Genomic DNA, 26,358 nt, shown 5'->3' with positions numbered 1-26,358 from the left:
CAATAGCATCTAAAGCTAATTTAGCCAGTGATAGGTTTTGCGGGGATTCGTCTGGTCGTGCTGCGGCTCAGTTGTAAATCGGGAGCCAGGCACAAGCACTTGATCAGGCAGTCCCCCGTTACCAATGACCACCTCTGTACCTGAAGGTACGAGAGCAAATAACTCCTCCACATCCTCTTTGCCCATGCGAACGCAGCCTAGCGACTCATTTTTGCCAATGCTGTCCGACTCGTTGGTGCCATGGATGGCATAATTCGTTGCAGACAGCTGCATACCTCGGCTGCCAAACTCACCGTTGGACTTACCGTTCGGATTTACAACTTTATCCGTAATCACAAACTTCCCTTCCGGAGTTCGATCTCCACCCAATCCGATAGGATAATTGCGGATCAGCACATTACCACTCACCAATCCGAGCCTGTGCTTCGACTTGTCTACCACAATCCGCAACGGCTGCCCTAGAAAAGGCCGTCCATACAGCGACGACGTCAGCAAAGGACTGCTTTCAGCCGACGAGCCAGCTTGTTGGCTTGCTGCTCCTTTAGCTCTCTGTCCCTGTGAAGCAAGTAAATTACGCATAGGTGTAAAAGCCTTCTTCATTCCGTCTGTCGCACCGTACATCATATTATCTGGAAAGCTTCCGGTCAGCTCATCGAGACTTTGAGGAAGACGTTGATGCTGCGTACGAAAAGCACGCATGGAGCTATTCAGCACAGCCAGTTCTTCCTGTCCCACAGCCCATTGCAGACCTGTTTTTCGAAGCTTTTCACTGTCCGACGGCTTACAAGCACACGCTGCTGCGTCGTAAGACTGGACAGTCAAGCCTCCATTTCCTTTGTTTTGCAAACTAAGCAGCGGCTGCATACGATCTCTCCAGAGCATCCAAGAACCGCTTTGCTCCATGCCCAGCACTGTGGTCTCGGCTGGTAGACGACTAACCTTTGCCAACATATCTGCAAGTGCCGTTCCTGCTGAACTGCCTGTGCGCGCTTGGGCGGTAAACACGCCACCAGCACCAGGCCCACCGATCTGAGCCACTTCATTCGGGTCAGAAGTCTGTACTCCTGCCACTTGGACATTGTCGGCTGCCACAGGCTCTCTTCCTGACGGAACGGATGCACTTTCCCTCGAATGGCCCGGCGAATTGGCTGAAGGCACCCATATCAGAAGAAGTACCATCAACGTAGTTAACAAATAACGCGTTCGAGCCGTTCTCCGCGCCTTCTCCTTAGACATCTGAACCAGTTTATCCTGATACTCCATCCATACGTCTGCCGGAATCTGTTTATGCTCGAAGGCTTCAAACACTTCCCCCGCGCGATTGAAGCAATAATTTGCTTTGCCCTCCTGACCGCTGCTCTCATACTCTTTTCCGAGCAAATACCAAGCCATTTTATTATCAGGGTGCATTTTTACATACGATTTAAGATGAGGCGAATGATTCATCGGATCCTCCTGATCGTGTAGTCTTGCCCTATTATTTACTATGTATATCGGCCAAAATAGATCATATGGATAGCACATAAAAAAACAGCACCGACAGCACCTTTTCACCGTTGTACGGCAAAGAGTGCTGTCGGTGCTGTGCCTATCCAAGTAGACTTAACCTTCTTTATTGAACGGCTCGTCTGCAACTTTAATAGAATCAGTAGGGCAACCGTCGCAAGCATCCTGCATATCATCAAACAGGTCGTCTGAAATTGCCTTGATCCCTTGGTTTCCATCTCCATCAAAGATCACTTCAGCCAAGCCCTCATCGTCATAATCATAAATGTCCGGTGCTGTAGCACCACAGGCTCCGCACGCAATGCATGTATCTTTTTCTACCCAAGTGTATTTAGCCATAACTCTCCTCTGCCTCCTATACAATCAAACAAACCAGCTTTTGCATTCTATTCACATATTAATACAAACAATAAATTATTACAAATTATTTTCATTGATCCTTTATGCAAAAAATACTTATAGCGTACGCCTCCGCTGCTTCGTATAAACTCACCAAAAAGTTTACTCAGGCGTCTGGAGATTGTCTTTTTGCAGCGAAGTTCCGCGCAGCTTGGAGTTACGAAGAAGCACCGAAGGGTCATCTCCCAGCATCCCGGCGGTCAGAACTGCATTTTCGCCAAACTTGTCTCGTAGCGCATCCATCGTCTTCAGCAGGCTTTCCTTTTTGGGCTGGTCCTTATATTCAAAAAGATCCATTTGAACGGCAGCTTCTTCCTTCGGGACTAACTGCTGAAGCGTAATTCCCAGCAAGCGCACAGGTTTGTCCTCTCCCCAATGCCGCCGATACAACGCACAAGCTTCCTTATATATATCCTCTGCACTTTCCGTAGGAATACTCCTTACCTGAGAACGCGTAAAGGTTTTCATCTCTGGCGTCCGAATTGTCAGTTGAATACCTCCTGCCAGCATGCCATGCCGTCGAAGCCGGCGTGCTACCTGATCGCTGATATTGAGAAGCACCCGTTGGGCTTCCTCCAGCTTCACCACATCCATGGGCAAGGTGGTGGTGTGTCCGATGGACTTGTTCGGCTCCCGCTCGGTATTGACCGGAGAATGATTAATCCCGTTAGCAGCCAGCTTTAACCACGAGCCAGTCACGCCAAATACGCCGATCAGCATATGCTCGTCCGCCTTGGCCAATTGGGCCAATGGTGCGAATGTTCATTTGCCGAAGCTTGTCGGCTGTTTTTCGTCCCACACCAAACAATTGACCACAGGGAAGATTCCACAAAATATTTGGTACATCGCGCAAGCGCAACACAGATATCCCGCGTGGCTTTTTCAGGTCAGAGGCCATTTTGGCCAGCAGCTTGTTGGGTGCCACTCCGATGGAGCAGGGCAGTCCCAGTTCGTCCGCTACCCTGCGCTGAATTTCCTCCGCGATCTCCATAGGCGTTCCAAACTGCCTGGAACCTGTAATGTCCAGATAACATTCATCAATTGAAGTTGCCTCCAACATAGGCGTATACGAATAAGCAATGCTCATAAAAGCTTTGGAATAACGACGGTACAGGTGAAAATCAGGCTGAATCACGATAAGCTGCGGACAAATCCGCCGGGCTTGCTGGACGACCATCCCTGTTGAGATGCCCAATCGCCGGGCTTCATAGGAGCAGGTTACGATTACACCTCTGCGCAGCTCACTGCTACCCGCGACGGCGGTAGGTAAACCCTTGTATTTCTCCGGTTCCTCCGCTGCATGAACAGAACAATAAAATGCGTTCATATCGACATGCAGAATAACCCGCCCACCAACCGGATAATAAGCACTGACATCTCTCACGCTCAACCCTTCTTTTAACTATAAATTATAAAATGATTCTATGCCCTATTTTACATGAAATTAAAGGTTTTGCGGTCAAAAATGATATTTATATATTACATTTGAAGTCATAAGTTGATATAATCAAAAATCATACGAAACAAGGCAAGTTGACACCTTTGTATTTTCACGCGTTAAATGATTAAATAATCTGCTTAAAAAGCAAAGCACTACCAATCTGTGCAATCCGCGAAGGAGGAGTCCTCATGTCCACCGCTATTTCTATCTTCGATACAACACTACGCGACGGAACTCAAGGAGAAGGAATTAGCTTGTCTGCTGACGACAAATTGAAAATCGCAAAAAAACTCGATGATCTCGGTGTTCATTATATTGAAGGCGGGATTCCCGGGAGCAACAGCAAGGATATCGAATTTTTTAAACGAGTGCAAGAGCTGGGACTTCAGGCAAAGATTGTCGCCTTCGGCAGCACGCGCCGTAAAGATAGCATAGCGGCACAGGATGCCAATTTGCAACGGATTCTGGAATCCGGCGCCCAAGCTGCTACTCTCGTCGGCAAATCATGGGATTTTCATGTACACACTGCCCTACAGACGACGCTAGCAGAAAATCTGTCCATGATTTACGACTCCATCGCCTTTTTAAAGCAAGGGGGCATGGAGGTTATTTTTGATGCCGAGCATTTTTTTGACGGATATAAAAATAATCCAGAATACGCACTCGCCGTCATGAAAAAAGCAGAAGAAGCAGGCGCAGATTGGCTCGTCATGTGCGATACTAACGGTGGTACCATGCCGCATGAAATACAGGAAATTGTCAACATACTGCAAAGCCAGCTGACAAGGTCACGGTTGGGCATTCACACACACAATGACTGCGAATTGGCTGTTGCCAATACACTGAGTGCAGTACAAGCAGGCGCGAGACAAATTCAAGGTACGATTAACGGATACGGCGAGCGTTGTGGTAACGCTAATTTATGCTCCGTCATTCCAAATTTGCAGCTCAAGCTCGGCTACGATTGTTTGGACTCCGACAAACTAAAGCAGCTTCACAACACGGCCCGCTTTGTCAGCGAAGTCGCCAACGTGAATTTGCCTGTGAACCAGCCTTATGTCGGTAATGCCGCCTTTGCTCACAAGGGCGGTATCCACGTGTCAGCTATTCTGCGCGACTCGCGAACCTATGAGCACATCGCCCCCGAACTGGTGGGCAACAAGCAACGGGTGCTGGTCTCTGAACTAGCCGGACAAAGCAATGTTGTGTCCAAAGCGCAGGAACTGGGTATTACCCTTGATCCGTCCAGCAATGAGGCACGTGGCGTCATCAGCCGCATTAAGGAGCTGGAGCATCAGGGCTACCAGTTTGAAGGAGCCGATGCTTCACTGGAACTGCTCATTCGTGAAGCGGGCGGTGAAGTGAAGGAAATGTTCTCATTTGAGTCCTTCAAGGTGCTTGTGGAGAAAACAGCGGGCCGTCCAGTTGTATCCGAAGCGTTCTTGAAGCTGAATGTTGCAGGCACAAGCGTTTATACTGCCGCCGAAGGCAACGGTCCAGTCAACGCACTCGATAATGCACTGCGTAAAGCTCTTTCTCAATATTTTCCGGCACTGCGGGATATGCATCTGGCTGACTACAAAGTACGTGTACTTGACGAAAAAGATGCCACCGCTGCCAAGGTACGTGTGCTCATTGAATCCAAAAATTACGAGGACGTCTGGAGTAACGTGGGCGTATCCGAAAATGTAATTGAAGCCAGCTGGGAAGCACTGGTGGACAGTTTCCGTTATGCGTTGCTGGAAGCACCGTCTCCGAAAAATCAGCAGACCGACCTATCGCCCCAAGGACTGGTAAATCACTGATTTGATAAGTGCTTATATTGTTAAGCGGTGTCTTTAGCGGTCTATTCGGACCTCAAAGGCACCGTCTTTTTTTGCAGAAACTCTATTTTTCGTTCCAGATCCCCTTCGCTGAGCATGCCGATTATGATTTCACGTACCTGTCCATGACGGTCAACCATGACATGAGTTGGAAAAGCCGCCCCCCCAAACCGTTCAAACAGCGCCCCTTGCTCATCAAGCAAAACCGGAAATTGGAGCTTTAGGGAGCGGGAAAACTTTTGCACATCCTCCAACCGATCATAGCGTGTTACATTAATACCATATACGTCCACATCGTGCTTGTACTTGCTATATAGCTCATTCAGTACAGGTGCCTCCAAACGGCACGGATCGCACCATGAGGCCCAGAAGCTAATTACCAGCGCTTTGTCGCGCTTGACTCCCATATTGTAGGATTTGCCATCCAAATCTTTTAAAATCATGGAAGGAAGCGGTTGACCAGGCTGTATCTTTTGCATCACTTCTATAGTATCTAACTCTGTATCTACCCCTTTGCCAGCTTCAAGTCTTTCTCCGTCCTCATTTTCCTCCTGAGTTTGCACATTTTTAGCCGGTACGCTTGCCGCATAAGTATAAGTCATTTTTGTTTCTACTCCCCATGAAGCTACTCCTACCACCAGCATAACCATCAGGAATTTAATAAAAACAACTTTTTTCACAGTCCAATCACCCGGCCTTTCATCTGGATTACTCTCACCTTCTCCATATGGTGCCCCTTCTGCTCCCACCTCTAACCCTTCCAATCTATACAGATGCAAAAAAACAGCAAACCCACGAATGATCGCAGACTTGCTGTAATGTTGTTCTATATTGAAGCTTGGCTTAAATGAGCATACACATCTGCCAAATTGGTCACATTACGCTTCAGCATTTCCTGAACATAAGCCACCCACAGCTTTGCCGTCATTTTCGCGTCCTCTAACGCATGATGCCGTCCCTGAATCGGTATGCCCTGATAGGTCAGCAATTCATCCAAACTATACGTTTGGCGCTGCTGCGGCTCCAGCCATTTGGCGAGCATCATCGTATCCAGAACACGATGGGTCAGCTGCACTTTAGATGTTTTCCATAGCGCAGCATTCAAAAAAGCCTTGTCGTGAGCGCTGGCATGCGCTACAAGCACCCGTCCCCCTACAAAGGACATAAAGTCATGCAGCCCATCCATAAGCGGCAGAGCCTCATCTGTCATTTCCCGGGTAATCCCGGTAAGCTCCGTAATGTGCTCAGGAATTGCTGTACGTGGATTGACAAGCGTGTAAAACTGCTCTTTTTCCATAATCGTATCCCCGACCACCCGAATCGCACCGAACGATAAAATCTCATCTCCGTGCTGCGCTGAAAATCCCGTGGTTTCCAAATCAAAAACAACCGTCTCCAAACGCTCCAACGGGGTCCGCAATACTTCAGAGCGCCGTTGCTCCCGGGTCAAGGAACGGATAAAGGCCATCTGCTGAGCCGTAGGAGCTCCCATTACAGAAGCGATGGCTGATGGCACTCCTCCTCTGCGAAGAGCGCTCCAAAAGCCGCCTCCCTGCGTTGGCTCCTTCATGACCTTCTCCCTTCCGTAAACCGCAACTGTCTTTGCAGCGCACGATGCAGCCGCCGCACCGTTGAGAGCGCCTCGCGCAGTTCATGCCAGCCCTTACCTTGCTTCAACGGTTTGACAGCAAGGTAACCCTTGCTAACCAAGAGTCCGTTCTTCTCCTGCACCGGAGTAGCCATCCGAAGCTGAAGCGCGATCCGAAAGGCCCGCTCGCAAGCATCCAGCAAAGGAGACGGTGCTGCTTCCAGCAGCGCGAGCCGCCTGAGCCTTTTCAACGTAGAGGTCTCCTCCACCCCGTGCTGCAAAGCCCAAAAACGTACTGCATTTACCAACGGGATGTATAAACCGTATTTCACATCAAAATCGCCCGCGTGCTCCCCGAAGCGCTCGGTAACGATCTGACCCAAAATATTAAGTGTTGCTTTATGCCTTACCGTGTTCCTAAGTACCGCGGACGGCAAATCGGGACGCTTGCGCAGCAACGCATAAAAGCTTCGTTTCCATTCTGCTGACAATCGCTCATCTCCAGCGATATGCTTCATATCAGACGAGATAATCAGATAACGAATCGGCTCCCAGGCAAAATCATCCGACCATTTTGCCAGCTGCTCCTGCCATTCAGACAATGTTTGTCGCCATAGCGGCTCTGAACACATCACTTTCCCTTCACATTTCGGATATCCCAAATATTCCAGCATTGCAGACACCCTCCGGCCGAACTCCATAAAATATGTCTCTTTCCCGGCAGATGCAGCGTCACTGATAATCATACCGTTATCCTGGTCACTCCACAGCGTCGACTCCGAGCGTCCCATGCTGCCGAAGGCTATAAATGCGTAAGGGACGGGAGGAGGGCCGAAGCCATCCTCAACCATCCCTTTTTCGCACATTTGCACAGCTCTGGGCCGCAATGCGGTCATGCATATCATTCGCCGTTTGTAACCAGTCTGATAACGGAGCGGAGGCTTGGGAAGCCAGCAGCCATTTTTGAGAATCGACCCTGGCCTGCCTTAGCGATTCAGGCGTATCTGCATGATCAATCGCTTCGGCTGAACTCACCCAAGGTGCCGTATTTTGCAGTTCCATACTTCCATCTCCTCCGCTCATCCTTACTGGCTCTTTATATTTTACATATTAGCTTACAGTCCCAGAACGCTTTTCAGCCTCGGCAACCAGTTTCATTTGCTCAGGATAGCCGTACGTACCATGCTCGCTTATATCCAGCCCCATCGTTTCTTCTTCTTCCGTAACACGAATTCCCATAATGGCTTTCATCGCACCCAGAATAATAAAGGAAATAACGAATACGAAAGCAAATGTCCCTACCAGTCCAAGCAACTGTACTCCCAATTGCGTAAATCCGCCACCATAGAATAGCCCGGCTTGACCAACCCCTGTTATTTTCACCAGCTCAGGAGTAGCGAACAATCCTGTGGATATCGCCCCCCACATCCCTGCAATACCATGAACGGAAAATGCATATACCGGATCATCTACTCTTGCACGCTCAAACCATTGTGCTGTGAAGAAGGTAATAATCCCTGCTACCGCACCGATGACCAGAGCCGCCCAAGGAGCTACAAATGCGCACGCCCCTGTTATTGCGACCAAAGCCGCCAGTACACCGTTCAGCATGGACGGAATATCCGCTTTTCCATAGACCATCCAGGATACCAGCAGGGCAAATACTCCACCTGCCGCCGCAGCAAGATTCGTGGTTACCGCCACATACCCGAAGAAACCGTCATTCATGGCCGATACAGCACTACCCGGATTAAATCCAAACCAGCCAAACCAGAGAATAATAACACCCAGTATGGAATACACCTGATTATGTCCAGGAATAATATTCGGCTTGCCGTCTTTATTGAACTTGCCCAAACGCGGTTTCAGCAGCAGTGTAGCGACAAGTGCCGCCGTAGCGCCTGTCAGATGGACTACCGTCGAACCGGCATAATCCTGCATGCCCAGCTTGCCAAGCCAGCCGCCGCCCCATACCCAGTGAGCTACAACCGGATAGATTATGATGGAGAACAAGATACCGAAAATGATGTATACACTTAATTTTGCACGCTCTGCCATTCCCCCACATGCGATAGAAAGAGACACAGCAGCAAAAGCAAAGTGGAACAAAAACATGATTGTAATCGGAACATCCAGACCTGAAAGGGAGTCAAACGATACAGCAGCATCCGTGCCGCTCATGAAGAAACCCGTCAACCCCATAAATCCGTTGCCGCCATCGTTACCGAAGCCTAGCCCGAACCCGAGAGCCCAGAATGACAATGCAGCAACGCCCGTGGTGAGTATCGTTTTACCAGCGACATGCCCCGCATTCTTCATTCGTGTGGAGCCAGCCTCCAGCAATGCAAATCCCGCCTGCATGAAAAACACAAGAATAAATGCCAAGAAGGTAAACGCCGTGTTTAATCCAGCTTGAAGCTGAATATTTGTCGGACCATCAGCAGCGAATGCCCCCACTGGAAAAGCCAGTACCGTCAGCATGGCCAGTAATGCAACAAACCACTTTTTTCTCATGAAGCCCACTCCCTCGAATGTTAAGTTTCTTTACACTTCGTGAAATTCTTATTGTCATTATAATCAGAATACATGAAACTTGACAAGATTTTTTTTATTAACTGAAAAAAAATAGATCTATAACTTCAAATGTCATGTTTACTAACTATTAAAGTAGCTTGTATCATACCCTAAAAAAGCATGACGTTTGACTGTACGGTTGGGAATCATGTAAAATATTTTTATAAGCACTCTGTTTGCAGATGCGTAATATGGAAGGCTGAATGAAGAGCGCGAGGTGAGGACAGATGGGGATATGAAGCTATTTCGAATTGGCGAGCTAGCCAAGACGGCTGGTGTCAGCGAACGGACCATTGATTATTATACGAAGCTTGGTTTGATCACACCTGAAGAACGATCTTTGAAAAATTATCGGCTATACAATGATGAAACTTTAAAAAGGCTTGAACGTATTAACCAAATGAAACAAGAGAAGTATAGCCTCGAGGAAATCAAACAGACATTAATGAAGTGGAATTCGGTTTCAGGCGAAGAGCACGTCACCGACAAGCTGACAAGTCTGGAGATGCACATGCAGCGCCTGGAGCGCGAAGTCAATGAGCTACAACCTCTTTTGGGGCAGCTCAAGCCCGTTCAAGCGCGTAAGCTGCTTACTGGTCTACTACCGCAAAGCGCCGCTTGTATCGAAGCTCTGAAGTATTTGCTGGAGCATAGCTCTATGATGTAAATTTCCAGGCTATACTGATGAAATAATATTGGAGGGTTGCTTTTATGATGGGGATGTATCTATTGATTATTCTTGCGTTCGGCTTATCCTTATGGGCGCAATTTCGTGTTAAAGGTACCTTTAATAAATGGTCTGATGTTCCTAACGAAAACGGCATGACAGGCTACGATGCCGCCCGGCACATGCTGGATCGCAACGGTTTGCATGATGTGCCCATTGAACCTGTGCCCGGTGCGTTATCTGACCACTATGATCCGATGCAACGAGTAGTACGCTTGTCCGAGCCTGTATATTATGAAAAATCTATTTCCGCAGTTGCAGTGGCTTGTCACGAGGTCGGTCATGCGATTCAGCATAAAGAGCATTATCCTATGCTGGCGCTGCGTCACCGGATTTTCCCGATTGTCAACTTCGCATCCGGTCTTGCACCGTTTCTGCTGATTGCCGGGTTCTTGTTCAGCTACACTAACCTGATTGGCTTAGGCATTATCTTTTTCTCGGCTACTGTCGCTTTTCAATTAATTACATTGCCAGTCGAATTTAATGCTTCCAACCGAGCCCGTGAAATTATGGTGTCCGAAGGATTTATCCGCAGTGATGAAGAACGAGGTGTAGCTAAAGTATTGAATGCCGCTGCATTAACATATGTGGCCGCCGCTCTCGTTTCCTTGCTGGAGCTGATTCGCTTGATCGGTATCTTCAACAGCCGTGACTAATCGCTTTTGTAGCAAAAAAAGGTTGTTCCTCCGCCATGATGATGGTAGAGGAACAACCTTTTTTATATTTTATCCAATTCCTTTACTCGCCTGTCCATTAGTCCGCTTTAGCACTTCCATCCGTCACAGTGCCACTACCTTGAAGACCAAAATATTGCAACAAAAAAGTACGGAACGATTTGGCAACCAACGGAAGCTTGTCGTCTCTACGGTGAATTAAGCCAATAGTTCGCGTCACTTCGGGATCAACAATCGACACTCTCGCAGGTTGGAGCGGATTGGTCTGGAACAACGCCATCTCCGGCAAAAGGCTGACCCCCATGCCTGCGGCAACTAATCCGCGGATCGTATCCGTCTCCTCGCCTTCAAAAGCGATGTCCGGCGTAAATCCAGCCTCCAGACAAGCCTGCCAGACAATCGGACGCAAAGAGTAACCATCTCTGAACAGAATGAACTTTTCTCCTTTAAGCTGATCCAGCGTGATGTGCCCGGCTGAAGCCAAAGGATGGTTAGGGGGCAGGACCGCAAACAGTTCCTCAGTCAACACCACATCGCCCTCGACATGATCATGACGATCCGGAAAAGGGGATACAAAAGCCAAATCCACCTCACCCGCTAACACATCACGGATCAAACTTGGGTACATCCCCTGTTTAAATCTAAATTTAACATTCGGATACCGTTTACGAAATTCAGCTACAACCGTAGGAATAAGATGAATGCCCAAACTGTGCGGGAAGCCTATACGAATTTCTCCACCCTCCGGGTCTAAAAACTCATGAACCTCCAGAACAGCCCGCTCCAAATCCTTTATAATCGTTTCAACCCGCTTGCAAAATAACTGCCCCACCGGTGTAAGCTGCAAGTTGCGGCCCTTTTGCATAAAAAGGTTCACACCCAGCTCCTCTTCAAGCTGATGAATTTGCCGACTGACCGCAGATTGCGCCACATGCAGCTCCTCGGCCGCCTGAGTGACATGTTCCTTTTGCGCTACCTTCATAAAGTATTGCAACTGTCGTAGTTCCACTCCGTTATTCGCTCCAATCTGTTTTTCAACATCAGGAAGAAGAGGTTAGGTGGACCTCTCCCTCTTTCTTGCTCTGCTGACTTACGGTAAAGCTGTCTTTAGTGACGTTTACGTTGGCCAGTCAATCTGATCATCAATCCATACAGGAAAAACCCGCTGAGCAGTCCTCCAAAATGGGCGGTCCAGTTAATGTTCGCCACAGCAAACGAAAACAGGATACCAAAGCCGAGCAGCGTGTACAGTGTTTTGCGCGAAGCCTCATCCATAAGCGTCCGCTGGAACAGGGCAACGTACAGAAATGCACCGTAGATGCCATATATCGCTCCTGAGGCCCCTACAGAGACCGTAGTTTCCGCTACCATGTTGTAATGCGCAATGGACATTACGTTTCCTACAATGCCTGTAGCAAGGTACAACAGCGCGTATCGAAAGGACCCTAGCAGACGTTCCAGCGGTGGAGCAAATACGAGAATCGCAAAGGAATTAAAGAAAAGATGATCAAACCCCGCGTGTAAAAACATAGCTGACACATACCGCCATAACTGGTTGGTAAAGGGATCCTCATTGATCAAGGCTCCATACCGAATCAGTGTTAAACTATTTTCCGATCCACCATGAACAGTCAGCACAATAAACATCACGATATTGATAAGCAGAATCAAACAGGTTACCGGGTAAAAACGTAAATAACTTTTCCAGTTCTCATAACGTAAAAAAATCAAGGCAATCCTTCCTTCATGGGTGTCTCCACCTTATTCAAATTGGACAATGTCTTTTATAAAAGATTATAATAGATTTCGGCACCGATAACCAATGCTAAAAACCAAGGAGGCTATTACATATGGCACAAGAACGTAAAGAAGTTGCTACTTTTAAAGGCAATCCTTTGACTCTCGTGGGTCCTGAACTGAAAGTTGGAGATCAGGCACCTGATTTTAAATTGCAAAAAAATCTGCTGGAAGCTGCTACGCTTCAAGACTTTGCAGGTAAAGTCAAGCTAATCAGCGTTGTTCCTTCTCTTGATACAGGCGTGTGTGACGCACAAACCCGTCGTTTTAATCAAGAAGCGGATTCTCTTGGGGACCAAGTCGTGATACTGACTGTCAGCGTCGATCTGCCGTTCGCCCAAGCTCGTTGGTGTGGTGCTGCGGGCATTGACCGTGTATTGACACTATCCGATTACAAGGACCATTCCTTTGGAGAGGCCTATGGCGTGTTCATTAAGGAATTCCACCTGGATCATCGCGCTATTTTCGTTATTGATCAAAACGATAAAATCGCTTATGTAGAATACTTGAGCGAAATGTCTGAGCATCCTGACTATGAGCAAGCGATTGCAGCGGTGAAGAAGCTCGTTTAATTCATGTCACTTACGTTGATGTGATTCGAATATTAAAAAAGCGAGTGAAGGGCTGCCTTCCTCGCTTTTTTTACGTTTATCTGTCACTTTGCTGCCCACATGTCTGCAATCACTGTACAACCTTATAAGCGGACAGTTTCTTGTCAATCACAGCGAACAACTGCAAAATAATGCGATAATTTGCACCCATGTCCCCCAGCGATCCGCGCGAAGCGGAATAAATATCCACAGCGCTCCGAACTGGCGAGACGGACAATATAGAAACGGTAATGTCCACAGTTCTGCCGAATGCTGTTCGCTTCTCAAGCGTAATCTCACCTACGGAGGGCACTTCATGCAGCACCTTGTAGCCAGGAATCTTTTTTAAAACGGACGATACCTCTTCCCAGGCCTTGTCCCTCGATAAGTTATAATAGCGCGTCTTCATTTGGGGGTCTTTGACCCGGTCGCTTGTACCTTCTTGGCTGCGCACAATCCCTACCAGAGTCCTCTTCAACGACAAGACATTTCCTCCTTCATGATAATCGTTGCTGAATACAGCACATCGATTTCCCTTTGCTGCAAGCGCTTTTATAAAAAAGTTAAAACAACAAAGTAAACCCGATCATACCTGCGGTATGCGATTGAGTACCTTATTTCTTATTTTAGCATTGTTACATACAAAAAACACCCTGTTTCTGCACGGAGCAGTATCAGGGTGTGTTGATTACGTTATAGAGTACCCGCCGATGCCGTCCGACCATAGCGTCTTCTGAACCTGCTTAAGCAGGTGGGTGACCGCAGGACAAACTTTTGAAGTCCCCTTGTCAGAATTGACAGGGCTTTTCAGCTGTCCACCCGTATTGATCTCCCTAGACATTGTCATTGGTTCAAAACAACAAATGACCGTAACGTGCATCGCAGGATGTGACCTTATTATAGCGCTTCTCACTTGGAAAGTAAATGCTAGGAGAAATCTGTTTTATTTTTGGAGGTTATCACTTTTCTTGTCTTCCGTGCTTGCTGCTTCTTCGTCTTTCTGTTTCATTTTTTCCATCTGATCCTGCATCTTGAGGAACGTTCCATAAAAATTAAAGAAAGCAAACCAGGCTACCACACTACCAATGAAGAACAAGAACAGCACAGGGTATTTGACCCCGATAAAGATAACAACCGCGCTACCGAGCAAGGTAGAAAATACACGGAACGGTCGAATGAGCGTCAGCAAGACCGCATTTTTGATCAGTTGTCCGATGGACATATGATAATGAGCAACCATCGAGAAAAAGTTAAACATGGATACGAGCAAAATAATCATGAGAATAAGCATGATAATGCCTACAATTTGCAAATTGTTGAGCTGCGTCATATACACGGTATAATCCACATACATAATGACAAACAGCAGCGTGTAAAAGATGCCTCCGATCAGGCTCTGCTTGTAGTTTTCCTTGTATCCTTTAAAAAAGGTACGAAACACACCTGCATCCGTATCGCCCATTACCCATTTGCGAACGACGCTAAACATGGCCGATGTAGCCGGGAATAAAGTAAGCGGTGCCAAAACAGCCATCGCCCAGTTCATTTGTAAAGATTCATTAGCCAAGTTCTGATTCATCACAAGTAGTTTGAGTATGAGACAGAACATAAAAGGCGACGAGCATAACACCCATAACAAATTGGTAGCCGCCAGTCGGGTAATCCATTCAGTCAGGCGATAAATACCACCCATAGCTCCTTTAAACTCCAACGTTAGTCTCTCCCTCCGCAAGCCCTGGCAGTTCCACGGCTCATGTTGCTGCGCCTGTAAATTCCGGCTGTTGACTATATCATACCGTATTTCATCCCCAATGCGCCAGTGAAATCAATACTTCAGCCGTCGAAGCAGGTTGCTAAGAATTTTATACTTTTTGATCTATAACAAAAAACCGAAGCGAGAATTCACTTCGGCTTTCCTGTTATTTCAATTCTTATTCAGAAGAGGAATCTTCGCGTCTTGCAGGACGACGAGTTTCTCCGCTACTGCTTGGACGTGGTCTGCGATCTCCGCTATTGCGGCTCGCGGAATCACGGTTGTAGCTACCGCCTTCTTTGCTGCCACGGTTGTAGCCACCATATCCGCCTTTGCTGCCACTACCACTGCCGCCAGTACGGTTGGAGTTATAACCACCGTTACTGCGTCCGCTGTAGTTAGACGGCTTGCGTCCGCCAGAACGAACATCCGGTTTACGACGTTTTGCACGAATTGGATCTTCCGGAGTCAGCTCAACAGACGCTTCTCTTTTCTCGCCAGTCATCAGCTTCAGAGCTGCGGAGAGAAGTTGTACGGAGTCATACTGCTCCAGCATTTGAATAGCCAAACCTTTGTATTCGTTCAGCTCACCGCTTTCTACAGCCTCCAGGAGACGTTCTGCGATGATGCGTTGTTTGCCTTCCAAAGCTTCAGCCAAGGTTGGAAGCGGCTTACGCGCAATACGGTGACGAGTTACACGTTCAATGAAATGCAGATGATCAATTTCACGAGGCGTTACGAAAGACCATGCTTCCCCTTCTTTACCTGCACGTCCAGTACGTCCAATACGGTGAACATAGCTTTCCGGATCTTGCGGAAGGTCAAAGTTCACAACGTGAGATACACCGGAAACGTCCAAACCACGGGCAGCTACATCAGTTGCTACGAGCACGTCAATGCTTCCGTCGCGGAATTTGCGCATTACAGCATCACGTTGGTTCTGAGACAAGTCACCATGCAAACCGTCTGCGGAATATCCACGTTTTTGCAGAGCTTCAGCAAGCTCGTCTACCCGACGCTTGGTGCGACCAAATACGATAGCGAGTTCTGGAGATTCCATGTCGATCAAACGGCTCAAAGCTTCGAATTTTTGACGTTCAGGAACTTCAATGTAGGCCTGATCAATCAGTGGAGCACTAACTTGTTTAGGGATAACTGAAACATGCTCAGGGTTTTTAAGGAATTGTTCAGCCAGTCTTTTGATATTAGGAGGCATCGTAGCCGAGAAAAGCATCGTTTGACGCTCGTCCGGAACCTGCTTCAGAATGGATTGGATATCTTCCATAAAGCCCATATCCAACATTTCATCCGCTTCATCCAAAACGACGGTGTTTACGTCTTCCAGCTTGATGGTTTTGCGGTTAATATGGTCGAGCAAGCGACCTGGTGTACCAATGATAATTTGAGGTTTCTTTTTCAAAGCGCGAATCTGGCGCACGATATCTTGACCGCCATAGATCGGCAGGGTGCGAAGGCCTTTGAAGCGGGACAGCTTTTCGATTTCTTCAGCAACCTGAATGGCAAGCTCACGTGTAGGAGCCATAATCAGTGCTCTGATTTTGTCGTCGTTTTTAGAGATTTTGCTGATCAACGGAATACCAAAAGCTGCGGTTTTACCTGTACCTGTTTGGGCTTGGCCAATCATGTCTCTTCCTTGCAACGCAAGAGGAATGGATTGGGATTGAATCGGCGTCGCTTCTTCAAAACCTAGCTCTGTAATCGCCTCAAGTACTTTCGGTTCAAGATTAAATTCTGCAAATGTCGTCAAATTTATTCAAACTCCTTCATAATGGTGGATGTGGTGGACAATCCACAATGTTGTCTGTATTCTTAAGTAGCGATATTATTGTATAGGTTTTCCCAATACAGTAACAGTTTATTTAGGCCTATAACTGCATCTTTCTGTATAAACTCGGGTAACCTTATCCGATACATCTTAAACGAATTTATCCTTTTTAAAACAGTTTAAATTTTAAGTGTTTCTCTGGACAGAAGGTCCCTACTCAAGAATATCCACATCGCATTATAGCACAAAACAATTCATGAATACCAGCAAGTTGCTTTCCGTATATTTTAAATGAGGTGAAAAAACGTTGTTAAAAATAGTGTTAAACTGTTTTGTTGTCATTTTGGGAGCCGCTGCTATAGCAAGCGGTTTTAATCTGTTTCTCGTGCCCCACCACCTGTTGAGCGGCGGAGTAGCAGGGCTTTCCATGTTAATCGGCTACTTTACAAAATTCGATATCAGCGTGATGTATTTTGTCCTGAACATCCCGATGCTTATTGCTGGCTGGTTTATTTTGGGCAAACGATTTATTAGTATGAGCATTTTGTCTGTTGTCGCCACAACATGGATTTTGGCCTGTATTCCGGTGCAACCTCTCGTTAAAGATCCGCTGCTTGCCTCCGTTTTTGGTGGAGTACTGATTGGCGTTGGAGCAGGGATCTCCTTTCGGGTGGGGGGGTCTACTGGCGGTTTTGACATTATCGGCTCCATTGTCACCCGTTACCGCGATTTCCCTGTCGGAACTGTGCTCGTCGGTTTGAATGGACTGGTTATTCTGGCAGCGGGATATCTGAATAAAGACTGGAACATTGCCCTTGCATCCATGTTATCCATTTTCGTGACCGGCAAAGTGTTGGATCAGATTTATGTGAGCCACACCAAAATAACCGTTTACATCATCACTGAGCATACCGAGAAGCTGCTCAGCCGAATGCTGACAACGCCGCGTGGAGTAAGTAAAATTAAAATTGAAGGTGCATTTTCTCATACCGAAAAGGATATGCTGATGACAGTTACAACACGCTACGAGCTGGCAGAACTGAAACGCATTATTAAGAAAGTGGATCCTTCTGCTTTCGTTAATATCGTAGAAACGGTAGGGGTTATGGGCTCTTTCCGCCGAAGATAAGCACGAACCCAAGTGTCAAAATGCAGTTTCTGTGGTACACTATACGTGCGCTGTTCCCATATTATATAAAGACCAGCTTTACCTGCTATTTCACAGGCACTTTGCTTTTCCGATTCGTACCGAATGATTCTTATGGAATGATTCCGAGCAGGAAAGGGTGATTTTTGTGGAAATGGAAACGGTAAAACTGTCCGACATTGTCTTGAGATGGTATCCAGAAATGCTCCCGTTTCTCAAAAAGAATGAGCTGAACTCGATGATTGTACTTCGGGACGGGATGGCCATTCTCAAGCCCACGGATGCGCTCGAAATTATTCAGTACAGTATTTGTGAGCATCAGGACAATACGTATCTTCAGTAAACATCTTCATTAAATCTCTCCACCAAGTGCCGCTTCTTCCGGTCGCAATTGCGCAGCCGCGAAGAAAGCGGCATTATTTATGCCATTTTACGGATTCAATGAACAAGGGTTGGGTTAATCATGTAAGACTGTGCCTGATGATTCCAGTATTGGTTACAACCGTGTTGTTTTTCGATACATAACTTTACGTATAATCAGGTAAGCGACTTACATAAGGGAGAGAGTTAGGAAATGAATATGATTTGGGCAATTATGCTATTGGCAATGGGAATAGGCGGAAACGGGGATCATTCAGCCAACGCCCCAAATGTAAAAGATACGGTGGCAACGACAATCAGCAGCGCGATGATTCAGGCTCAGCACAGTAATATGAAGGTGGATGCCTCCAATCCTCCGGTTAAAATTGACCCACAGCCGACGACTCCTGCTATCAAGGGCATCTATGTTACGGCTTATAGTGCAGGCGGTTCGCGTATGACCCAGCTGCTTGAACTGCTCGACAAAACAGAGCTCAATTCCATGATTATTGATATTAAGGATGATGCAGGTTACATCACTTATCCAACGACCAATCCCGAGCTGCTGAAATTGGGCAAGCCGCAAAAATTCATTCGGGATATTTCCGGTTTGATGGACCGATTGAAAAAGCACAACGTGTACCCGATTGCCCGTATTGTAGTATTTAAAGATACGGTATTAGCCAACAAAAATCCCGAAATGTCCTTCCGCAATCCTGACGGCTCTGTCTGGAAAAACGGCAAGGGAGATGGGTTCGTCAATCCCTATAATAAAGAGGTTTGGGATTATAATATTGCTATCGCCAAGGAGGCGGCAAAGCTGGGCTTCAAGGAAATTCAGTTTGATTATGTACGTTTCCCTGAAGGCTTTGAAAAAAGAGCGGACAAGCTGAAATATACCAAATCCGATCAATCACGTGTGGATGCGGTCGCTGAGTTCGTGCAATATGCCCGTAAAGAGCTTGCTCCACTGGGTGTGCGGGTATCGGTAGATATTTTCGGGTATGCCGCATCCGTTCCTGCTGCGGAAGGAATCGGACAGGATTTCGCCAAAATTTCAGAAAACGTGGATGTCATTTCTCCTATGGTTTATCCAAGCCACTATACAACAGGCTGGTTCGGTGTAAAAGACCCTGACAAAAATCCGTACCAGACCATTAAAGGCTCGATGGCAGATACGCACAAAAAGCTTGACCCGACAGGCAAGCTGAAACCAATCATTCGTCCATGGATTCAGGATTTTACCGCAAGCTGGCTGGGAAGCGGTCATTATGCGAAGTATGGTAAAACCCAGGTCGAGGATCAAATTCGAGCGCTCAAGGATATGAAGGTTGACGAATATTTACTCTGGAATGCTACAAACCGCTATACTAGCGGAGTAACGTACAAATAATCCATGTATCCCGGTTTTATCATTATTTCTACACAATACACCAAATCATTTAAAGGTTTCCAAGGCTGCCCCATTCGTTTGATCATGGGTGCAGTCTTTTTTGTTGCTGTTCAAATACTGCTACATCCCTTACAATAAATACTTGACACGTTATGATATATACGATTGATAACTTCCAAGTAAGTGAGGACATAAACATGCATTTGACGCTAACTAACAGCCAAAAATGGAAGCAGCTTTTTAACATTTTGCTTCCTATTCTGGTAACACAGCTTGCACTATCCGCGATGACTTTTTTTGATACTAATATGTCGGGACACTTTTCTTCTGCCGATTTGGCTGGTGTAGCTATCGGAGTGAGTCTGTGGGTCCCTGTACAAACAGGCCTCAACGGAATACTTATGGCCATCACCCCTATTGTATCCCAATTGGTTGGAGCACAGCGCAAGGACAAGGTTTCTTACTATGTCATTCAGGCGCTGTGGCTCTCACTCACTCTATCCATGATTGTTCTGATTGCAGGTATTTTTCTCGTTAAGCCCATTCTTCACGGAATGAATCTGGAGTTGAGGGTTCATAATGTGGCCTTGTACTACCTTTGTGCGATGGCCTTCGGCATTGCCCCGCTCTTTGCCTATACGGTCCTTCGGAGCTTTATGGATGCGCTGGGACAAACTCGGTTTACAATGACCATCACGCTGATGTCGTTGCCTATCAATGTCTTGTTGAATTACTTACTTATTTATGGAAACTGGGGTTTTCCCCGTCTGGGGGGTGTGGGCTCCGGAGTAGCAACTGCCGCCACGTACTGGATTGTTATGCTTGTCGCTGGCATGACCACACATCGGGGAAAGATATTTGCCGAATACGGGGTTTTCAGCAAGATATACGGCATCGCTGCTAGCGCTTGGAAAGAGCTTATCAAAATCGGCGTACCCATCGGCTTTGCGATTTTTTTCGAGACCGCTGTCTTCGCAGCTGTTACCCTCTTCATGAGCAGTTATAATACTGCAACAATTGCGGCTCATCAGGCCGCTATGAACTTTGCGACCACGCTGTATATGATTCCACTCAGTATTTGTATGGCGCTCACAATTCTGGTTGGGTATGAGGCAGGGGCAGGACGATCGCGGGATGCAAAAATATACAGCGTAATGGGGATCAGCAGTGCGATTGGTCTGTCATTGATCACGGCTGTTGTGCTTGTGATCTGGGGCGAACAGGTCGCAAGGCTGTACTCCACCGATCCACAGGTTATTCTGTTAGCGCAACATTTCCTGCTCTATGCGATTTTCTTTCAAATATCCGACGCTATCGCTACACCTACTCAAGGAGCACTGCGTGGATATAAGGATGTAAATTCGGCCTTTCTGATTACGTTCCTGGCCTATTGGGTTATCGGACTTCCTGTAGGATATATGATCGCACGTTGGACATCATTTGGTCCCTACGGCTACTGGATTGGCTTGATTACAGGTTTGGCTGCGGGAGCAGTGGCACTTCTCTTCCGCCTGCTGGTTGTACAACGACGTTTTACCGAAAATAAACGACACGCAGAGGCTGTTTAGCCTTTGCGTGTATCAGCGTGTTTCCATGACATAGGCAGTACCCGAAGTTATTCTTTTTTTCTCCACAATAGCTACTTCGTTCAGTTTCGGAGGATACAGAAAATGTCTCTCCACATGCTGATCCACAGCCTGAAATGCCTGCTCCTCATTTTCCGCAACGAGAATAACAGTTAAGGCTCCTTCCGAGCTGTCCACTTCGATTTTGAACAAATACATGGTTTATTTCCTCCAGATCTGCTTTAAATGTCAGGATTTTGAAAAATTTGATTCCAGCGCTCCAATTACAGGTCGCTTCTTGGATTTTTGCAAAATCCTCATGTTAAAAAATAAGCGGATGACTGGGGTCATCCGCATGAGTTTAAGAATTCCTAGATGTGAATCAATTTGTTACATAAAACGGCTATTCATTACTGGGACAAGCGCAAAGCCAGCTCGTAAAGCTCCATGTTGAATTCTTTTTTCGTATTTACGACCTTGTCAATATCAGTGGCTACCAGCTTGCCATCAATCGTTCCGCAAGCCTTGTCCGATATACCCTCAATCAATTGACGAACAGCAAAGTCACCCAAACGGCTTGCCAGATTACGGTCAAATGCGGTTGGTGTGCCTCCACGTTGAATGTGTCCAAGCACCGTTACACGCGGCTCATAATCCGGACAGTTTTCCTGGATTACCTGTGCTACGGTTTCACCTTTGCCTGCGCCTTCAGCAACGATAATGATACTGTGGCGTTTGCCGTGCTTAAAGTTTTGCTTCATCCGATCAGATACTTCATTCAGATCAAACTCTACTTCGGGCACCAAAATCGTTTCTGCGCCGGATGCCAGACCTGCATGCAAAGCAATATCGCCGCAATGACGTCCCATAACTTCTACGATAGAAGAACGTTCGTGGGATGACATCGTATCACGCAGTTTGTTGATGGCGTCCACTACGATACTAACCGCCGTATCAAAACCAATCGTATAGTCGGTGAAGGAAATGTCATTGTCAATCGTACCCGGAAGACACATGGTTTTAATTCCTTGCTTGGTCAGTTTGTTAGCCCCTTGATAGGAACCGTCGCCACCGATCACGACTACGCCATCAATTCCGCGGTTACGCAAAATTTGCGCGCCTTTTTTCTGCCCTTCTTCAGTCGTAAATTCCTTGCATCTTGCAGATTGAAGTACTGTACCCCCACGTTGGATAATATCTCCGACACTTCTCAAATCCATCGGGAAAATATCATCATTCAGCAGGCCCTGATATCCGCGCTGAACCCCGAATACTTCAAGTCCAAAATACAAGCCGCTGCGCACAACGGCGCGAACTGCGGCGTTCATCCCCTGTGAATCTCCACCACTCGTTAATACTGCGATTTTCTTAACTGCTGTCATGATTTATGACCTCCTCAAAATGTTCATAAAAGCCTTCTTATCCATCGACTGTTTAATAAGAAAAACAAACGCATGAGCGGACTGTTTTTCATTAAACGTTTCGAAACCGCGCGCACTTCCTGCTGCTCGCTAACTTTGGGGTCGGATAAATATAACGCCAGCAATCCCTCGATAATCATCCGGTGAAAGGAGCTGGCAGGGACATCTGCAATATCAACCCGCGCCCGATTCACAACGTAGGCGATCCGGTCCAGCATCATGTCGGCATCTTCATAGTAATTGCAGAAGTTAAGATCTCCGCCCTTCCGGTCTTCGTCTTGATCGATTAGATAATCCAGCAAAATATGAAGACTGCACACATGTGGAAAATACGATGCATGTATTGAGGCAGCCCCCGCATCCGTGAGATGCCGGTCGCTGGCAGCAAGAAACAGCATAAAGACCCCCAGGGTTGAACCGGTAGCCGCAGCAAATTCGTTCCAGCGCAGCTCCGGTGTACGGCCCTTATGAACCGACCACCAATCCAATAGCGCTTGTTCGCGCAATTCGGGTTTAATGTGCTTGTAAACTTGCAAATCCGTGTATAATCCCGCCAGATCCTGAACGTAAGGCATTGCCGCCTCATAGCCCGGAAGCCTGCTTACACAAGACTGACAGGTTGTCACCAGCCCGGTCAAATAACCGCCATCCTCCTGCTCACGACGCAAAGCGTAATAATTAACTGGCTTGGCTGCCGGGTTGACCGCATCCAGCATAGACTGATGCAACAGCCTGAAATCATCCGGGTCCATGGACGTGCTGCGATCACACAGGTTGTCCAGATAATCGCTAATCGTCTGGTACGCCACAATAAGCGGAATTAACGTCTGCCGGGCAGACATATTCCCTGCGGCATAAACCGCCCCGCCTACACAGTGAAACGTCTTTTCTGCTATGCTTGCAAGTGCCTGACTTCTCAGCTCGGGATCCGGAATCTGTTTAGCCTTGTGTTTCCAATTTCCCAATTCCTGCTTCGTTTCAGGGAGAATGTGCTTGTACATTCGGCTCATTAGACCTATGGGGCCTCTCGGAACTTGATAACGTCCTTGCTCAACATAACTCAAATGACGGTGCCTCCACATTGTTGTCTACGTAATTATACCTATCCAAACCATACTCATTATAATATGATCGTCCTTTTAGCACAAATGAACAACCTCACTTTTTCTTTAATATTTAAGAAAAATGAGCCATTTTCAAAAAAAATCTTTATACCTGTCATGATCAAATGCACAAAAATTGAAATTAAACAAAATTTACCCTGATTCAAAATAGGTTAAAAGCCCTGCCTATCCCTCATCCTCTACGGGCTTCAAGCCTTGAAAGGCATCCCCCATGCTGGCCTGCTTCCATTTTCCAAAAGCATAATAGAAAATGACCGCTACTGCTGAGATGGCAAAACCGACAGGAAAGCTCCACCATACAGCATCCAGACCATATTCATCGACGAACGCATAGGCCATAGGAATACGAATGCCCCATAATGAAATGATGGTAATTAAAAGTGGCACGACTACGGAACCCGTAGATCGCACAACCCCTGTAATGACATTTGTAATACCGAATATGACAAAAGACCACAACGTAATCAGATTAATCCGCATCCCCAGTTCCAAAGCGCCGCCGCTAGAAGGAAGGAACATCAGCAAGGCCTCCCGGTTGAAGATGTAAATCAATACTACTAATCCACCAGTCAGTACAAAATTGTACACAATTCCAATCCATGTGATCTTGCGCACCCGATCCCAACGCCCAGCCCCGATATTTTGTGCCGCAAAGGAAGACACAGCAGCACCCAGCGCCATGGCTGGCATCTGCACATAGCTGGACAAGTTATTTGCTGCAGTATAAGCCGCAGCCGCCACTGTCCCGTATCCGTTAATCAAGTTCATCAACGCAATTGCACTGGAGGAGACAGCAATCATTTGCAGACCCATAGGCACTCCCTTACGGATTAAGGTCCCAATAATTTCCCAATCGAATCTCAGCAAATGAAGCTCTGAAGATGTAATACGCAAAAAGTATTTTACACGGTAAAGATAAATGAGAATCAGCACAAAGCTGACCCCTTGAGCGATCAGTGTAGCCGCTGCGGAACCCCCGATGCCCATCGCGGGTATAGGTCCCCATCCAAATATTAACAGCGGATTGAGCAGCACATCCAGTACGACAGAAACGAGTAGAAAGTAAAATGGTGTTTTGGAATCCCCCGCCCCTCTCATCACGGTCATAATATAGTTATAACCGTACAAAAAAGGCATGCCCGCAAAAATAATACGCGTATATGTGATTGCCATATCCACAGATTCAGCAGGTGTGTTCAGCACACGAAGAATCCAGGGAGATCCAAAAAATCCAATAATGCCTACAGCCAGAGCAAGTACAAGAAAAAAGACTGCACTTGTGCCTACTATACGCTTGGTTTCAGCGACATCTCCCGCACCAATCTTCTGTCCGATCATGATAGTGGCAGCCATGGTGACACCAAAGATGGCGCTGATGAGAAAAAACATAATAATGTTTCCGTTGGAAGCGGCGGTCAATGCAGCCTCGCCCAGAAACTTGCCGACCCAGATCGAATTGATCGTTCCATTCAGCGACTGTATCACGTTTCCGAACAGCATCGGCAAGGAGAATAAAAACAGTGTTTTGGCAATTGGACCTTCGGTCAAAGAAGGTTTACGACTCGCCTCTGCTGCGCTCATCTTATCAACTCCTTCAATAATAACGAATGTTTTGTTTCCATTACGGTATAATACCCTATTCCAGTTCAGCTTTCTCATATCATAAACTTTTTTACGCAAAAAAGCGCAGTCCCTTAAATTTTAAGGAACTGCGCTCTCAATTCATCGTTTAACCGTAATATATAAGACATCCGCATAAACGGAACATTTCTTACAATTCAGTTACACTTACAGTTTATTTACGTTAGCTGCTTGGGGCCCACGGTTACCTTCAGTGATTTCGAATTCAACCGCTTGACCTTCTTCCAAAGTCTTAAAGCCGTCGCCTTGGATTGCGGAGAAATGTACGAATACGTCCTCGCCACCATCCACTTGGATGAAGCCATAACCTTTTTCTGCGTTAAACCATTTTACTGTACCTTTCAAGTGAACAACCTCCTAAAAATACCGCCATCTATGGCGAATATCCATATTATACTTCATGCTTTTTCACAATGCAATTGATGTTTTGAGGGCTTTTGCAGGCTGGAATGATTTGCTTTTGCGGCGGAAACTGCGGTATCATGAACCAAAACATCTTTAAAATCGGAGACATGCATATGATGAAAAAACACGAAATATACAAAAAAGACAATTGGAACATGATGACTGTCGAGGTGCAGGGCCGTTACATTGTTCTACGGGAAATATCCGATGACTGGGGCGAAGAAGCCCACACGTTTTTGAGCCGTCCGGCGCTGATGCATTGGGCTCAAAATCGGTTTCCCAAGCAGTCCTTTCAAGATAACGAGGAAGAGTGGCAGCAGATCATGAACGCTTTCAAACAGGTATAGCGCATTCATGGTATCCAATAGCTTTCTCATCTTCATTATTCTGGCCTTTACGCTGGGCGGAGTGCTGATCATGAAACGTGATACGTTACCGGCTCCTCTCAAAAAGTGGATGGCCCTCACTGCCGTAATCATGGTTTGCTTTGCCTTTTATCTTATTGTATACAGCTTATTAAATATAGGTTCCGACCCAAGGTAAAGAAAATTATACTTTTGGGCGCAGGAGGTCATACTATGGCATAACAAGCCATGGTATAAGGAGGATATGCCGTTACATGCATGCCACAAAACCTCTTGCTC

Annotated in this window: 25 protein-coding genes, 1 other RNA gene and 2 pseudogenes; 10 read left to right on the top strand and 18 right to left on the bottom strand. The window is 46.8% G+C overall.

The window, feature by feature from the left end; genetic code table 11:
- Positions 1 to 15 precede the first annotated feature (15 nt).
- The 3 genes and pseudogenes from QMK20_RS09280 to QMK20_RS09270 all read right to left on the bottom strand — a co-directional run bounded on the left by QMK20_RS09280 (position 16) and on the right by QMK20_RS09270 (position 3,289).
- Positions 16 to 1,446 (bottom strand): L,D-transpeptidase, encoded by a 1,431-nt coding sequence (locus tag QMK20_RS09280; RefSeq protein WP_283655485.1) that lies wholly within the window; start codon positions 1,444 to 1,446, stop codon positions 16 to 18.
- Between the two features lie 156 nt (positions 1,447 to 1,602).
- Positions 1,603 to 1,845, bottom strand: a complete 243-nt coding sequence (locus tag QMK20_RS09275; protein WP_014280869.1) for a ferredoxin — start codon at positions 1,843 to 1,845, stop codon at positions 1,603 to 1,605.
- Positions 1,846 to 2,007: 162 nt separating this feature from the next.
- Positions 2,008 to 3,289: pseudogene (locus QMK20_RS09270) on the bottom strand (DNA polymerase IV).
- A 245-nt stretch (positions 3,290 to 3,534) separates the two neighbouring features.
- On the opposite strand from QMK20_RS09270, the gene cimA reads away from it, so the two are divergent.
- On the top strand, positions 3,535 to 5,151 hold the full coding sequence (cimA, locus tag QMK20_RS09265; protein WP_283655484.1) for a citramalate synthase: 1,617 nt from the start codon (positions 3,535 to 3,537) through the stop codon (positions 5,149 to 5,151).
- 41 nt (positions 5,152 to 5,192) lie between these two features.
- Here the strand turns inward: cimA and QMK20_RS09260 are convergent, their stop codons facing one another.
- The 4 genes and pseudogenes from QMK20_RS09260 to QMK20_RS09245 form a co-directional block, all read right to left on the bottom strand.
- Complete coding sequence (locus QMK20_RS09260) at positions 5,193 to 5,849, bottom strand: TlpA family protein disulfide reductase (protein WP_283655483.1); 657 nt, start codon at positions 5,847 to 5,849, stop codon at positions 5,193 to 5,195.
- A 146-nt stretch (positions 5,850 to 5,995) separates the two neighbouring features.
- The gene (locus tag QMK20_RS09255; protein ID WP_283655482.1) at positions 5,996 to 6,739 is read right to left on the bottom strand and encodes an exonuclease domain-containing protein; all 744 of its coding nucleotides are present in this window, start codon (positions 6,737 to 6,739) and stop codon (positions 5,996 to 5,998) included.
- Positions 6,736 to 7,819: pseudogene (locus tag QMK20_RS09250) on the bottom strand (DUF294 nucleotidyltransferase-like domain-containing protein). Before QMK20_RS09250 ends, QMK20_RS09255 begins: the two are co-directional and overlap by 4 nt.
- A 48-nt stretch (positions 7,820 to 7,867) precedes the next feature.
- Positions 7,868 to 9,271, bottom strand: a complete 1,404-nt coding sequence (locus tag QMK20_RS09245; protein ID WP_283655481.1) for an ammonium transporter — start codon at positions 9,269 to 9,271, stop codon at positions 7,868 to 7,870.
- A 295-nt stretch (positions 9,272 to 9,566) separates the two neighbouring features.
- Here QMK20_RS09245 and QMK20_RS09240 point away from each other — a divergent pair, with 295 nt between their 5' ends.
- A complete protein-coding gene (locus tag QMK20_RS09240) occupies positions 9,567 to 9,998 on the top strand; it encodes a MerR family transcriptional regulator (protein WP_044646349.1) in 432 nt (143 codons plus the stop codon).
- Positions 9,999 to 10,042: 44 nt separating this feature from the next.
- Positions 10,043 to 10,714, top strand: a complete 672-nt coding sequence (locus tag QMK20_RS09235) for a zinc metallopeptidase (RefSeq protein WP_283655480.1) — start codon at positions 10,043 to 10,045, stop codon at positions 10,712 to 10,714.
- 97 nt (positions 10,715 to 10,811) lie between these two features.
- Here QMK20_RS09235 and gltC read toward each other — a convergent pair whose 3' ends face one another.
- Both gltC and QMK20_RS09225 read right to left on the bottom strand, forming a co-directional pair.
- On the bottom strand, positions 10,812 to 11,741 hold the full coding sequence (gene gltC, locus QMK20_RS09230; protein ID WP_014280860.1) for a glutamate biosynthesis transcriptional regulator GltC: 930 nt from the start codon (positions 11,739 to 11,741) through the stop codon (positions 10,812 to 10,814).
- Positions 11,742 to 11,839: 98 nt separating this feature from the next.
- Positions 11,840 to 12,463, bottom strand: a complete 624-nt coding sequence (locus tag QMK20_RS09225) for a rhomboid family intramembrane serine protease (protein WP_283655479.1) — start codon at positions 12,461 to 12,463, stop codon at positions 11,840 to 11,842.
- Positions 12,464 to 12,582: 119 nt separating this feature from the next.
- Here QMK20_RS09225 and tpx point away from each other — a divergent pair, with 119 nt between their 5' ends.
- Positions 12,583 to 13,101 (top strand): thiol peroxidase, encoded by a 519-nt coding sequence (gene tpx, locus QMK20_RS09220; RefSeq protein ID WP_014280858.1) that lies wholly within the window; start codon positions 12,583 to 12,585, stop codon positions 13,099 to 13,101.
- Between the two features lie 109 nt (positions 13,102 to 13,210).
- Here tpx and QMK20_RS09215 read toward each other — a convergent pair whose 3' ends face one another.
- The 4 genes from QMK20_RS09215 to cshA form a co-directional block, all read right to left on the bottom strand.
- Positions 13,211 to 13,603: a DUF1499 domain-containing protein gene (locus QMK20_RS09215; RefSeq protein ID WP_283655478.1), complete on the bottom strand. Its 393-nt coding sequence runs from the start codon at positions 13,601 to 13,603 to the stop codon at positions 13,211 to 13,213.
- Positions 13,604 to 13,816: 213 nt separating this feature from the next.
- Positions 13,817 to 14,010: non-coding RNA, 6S RNA (gene ssrS / locus QMK20_RS09210), on the bottom strand.
- A gap of 52 nt (positions 14,011 to 14,062) precedes the next feature.
- Positions 14,063 to 14,830 carry a YesL family protein gene (locus QMK20_RS09205; protein WP_283655477.1) on the bottom strand — a complete coding sequence of 256 codons (768 nt, stop codon included), beginning with the start codon at positions 14,828 to 14,830 and terminating at the stop codon, positions 14,063 to 14,065.
- Between the two features lie 220 nt (positions 14,831 to 15,050).
- Positions 15,051 to 16,640, bottom strand: a complete 1,590-nt coding sequence (gene cshA / locus QMK20_RS09200) for a degradosome RNA helicase CshA (RefSeq protein ID WP_283655476.1) — start codon at positions 16,638 to 16,640, stop codon at positions 15,051 to 15,053.
- A 325-nt stretch (positions 16,641 to 16,965) separates the two neighbouring features.
- Here cshA and QMK20_RS09195 point away from each other — a divergent pair, with 325 nt between their 5' ends.
- From QMK20_RS09195 to QMK20_RS09180, 4 genes are all read left to right on the top strand, one after another.
- Positions 16,966 to 17,787 (top strand): YitT family protein, encoded by an 822-nt coding sequence (locus QMK20_RS09195; RefSeq protein WP_283655475.1) that lies wholly within the window; start codon positions 16,966 to 16,968, stop codon positions 17,785 to 17,787.
- A 172-nt stretch (positions 17,788 to 17,959) separates the two neighbouring features.
- Positions 17,960 to 18,148 (top strand): hypothetical protein, encoded by a 189-nt coding sequence (locus QMK20_RS09190; RefSeq protein WP_082067170.1) that lies wholly within the window; start codon positions 17,960 to 17,962, stop codon positions 18,146 to 18,148.
- Between the two features lie 231 nt (positions 18,149 to 18,379).
- Positions 18,380 to 19,558: a putative glycoside hydrolase gene (locus QMK20_RS09185; RefSeq protein ID WP_283655474.1), complete on the top strand. Its 1,179-nt coding sequence runs from the start codon at positions 18,380 to 18,382 to the stop codon at positions 19,556 to 19,558.
- Between the two features lie 197 nt (positions 19,559 to 19,755).
- A complete protein-coding gene (locus QMK20_RS09180; RefSeq protein ID WP_283655473.1) occupies positions 19,756 to 21,126 on the top strand; it encodes an MATE family efflux transporter in 1,371 nt (456 codons plus the stop codon).
- Between the two features lie 12 nt (positions 21,127 to 21,138).
- Here QMK20_RS09180 and QMK20_RS09175 read toward each other — a convergent pair whose 3' ends face one another.
- The 5 genes from QMK20_RS09175 to QMK20_RS09155 form a co-directional block, all read right to left on the bottom strand.
- Positions 21,139 to 21,342 (bottom strand): DUF3906 family protein, encoded by a 204-nt coding sequence (locus QMK20_RS09175; protein ID WP_014280850.1) that lies wholly within the window; start codon positions 21,340 to 21,342, stop codon positions 21,139 to 21,141.
- Between the two features lie 191 nt (positions 21,343 to 21,533).
- Entirely contained in the window at positions 21,534 to 22,505 is a 972-nt protein-coding gene (gene pfkA / locus QMK20_RS09170) for a 6-phosphofructokinase (RefSeq protein WP_283655472.1), read from the bottom strand.
- A 23-nt stretch (positions 22,506 to 22,528) separates the two neighbouring features.
- Positions 22,529 to 23,608: a tetraprenyl-beta-curcumene synthase family protein gene (locus QMK20_RS09165; RefSeq protein ID WP_283655471.1), complete on the bottom strand. Its 1,080-nt coding sequence runs from the start codon at positions 23,606 to 23,608 to the stop codon at positions 22,529 to 22,531.
- Positions 23,609 to 23,833: 225 nt separating this feature from the next.
- Positions 23,834 to 25,249 (bottom strand): MATE family efflux transporter, encoded by a 1,416-nt coding sequence (locus QMK20_RS09160; protein WP_283655470.1) that lies wholly within the window; start codon positions 25,247 to 25,249, stop codon positions 23,834 to 23,836.
- 207 nt (positions 25,250 to 25,456) lie between these two features.
- Complete coding sequence (locus tag QMK20_RS09155; RefSeq protein ID WP_010348936.1) at positions 25,457 to 25,654, bottom strand: cold shock domain-containing protein; 198 nt, start codon at positions 25,652 to 25,654, stop codon at positions 25,457 to 25,459.
- Between the two features lie 173 nt (positions 25,655 to 25,827).
- On the opposite strand from QMK20_RS09155, the gene QMK20_RS09150 reads away from it, so the two are divergent.
- Both QMK20_RS09150 and QMK20_RS09145 read left to right on the top strand, forming a co-directional pair.
- Positions 25,828 to 26,061 (top strand): hypothetical protein, encoded by a 234-nt coding sequence (locus tag QMK20_RS09150; protein ID WP_044646374.1) that lies wholly within the window; start codon positions 25,828 to 25,830, stop codon positions 26,059 to 26,061.
- A gap of 7 nt (positions 26,062 to 26,068) precedes the next feature.
- Complete coding sequence (locus QMK20_RS09145) at positions 26,069 to 26,257, top strand: hypothetical protein (RefSeq protein WP_025686450.1); 189 nt, start codon at positions 26,069 to 26,071, stop codon at positions 26,255 to 26,257.
- Positions 26,258 to 26,358 lie beyond the last annotated feature (101 nt).

This window comes from Paenibacillus sp. RC334 (genome assembly GCF_030034735.1).
GTDB classification, from domain to species: domain Bacteria; phylum Bacillota; class Bacilli; order Paenibacillales; family Paenibacillaceae; genus Paenibacillus; species Paenibacillus terrae_A.
This window is presented reverse-complemented; position numbering and strand designations above follow the sequence as displayed.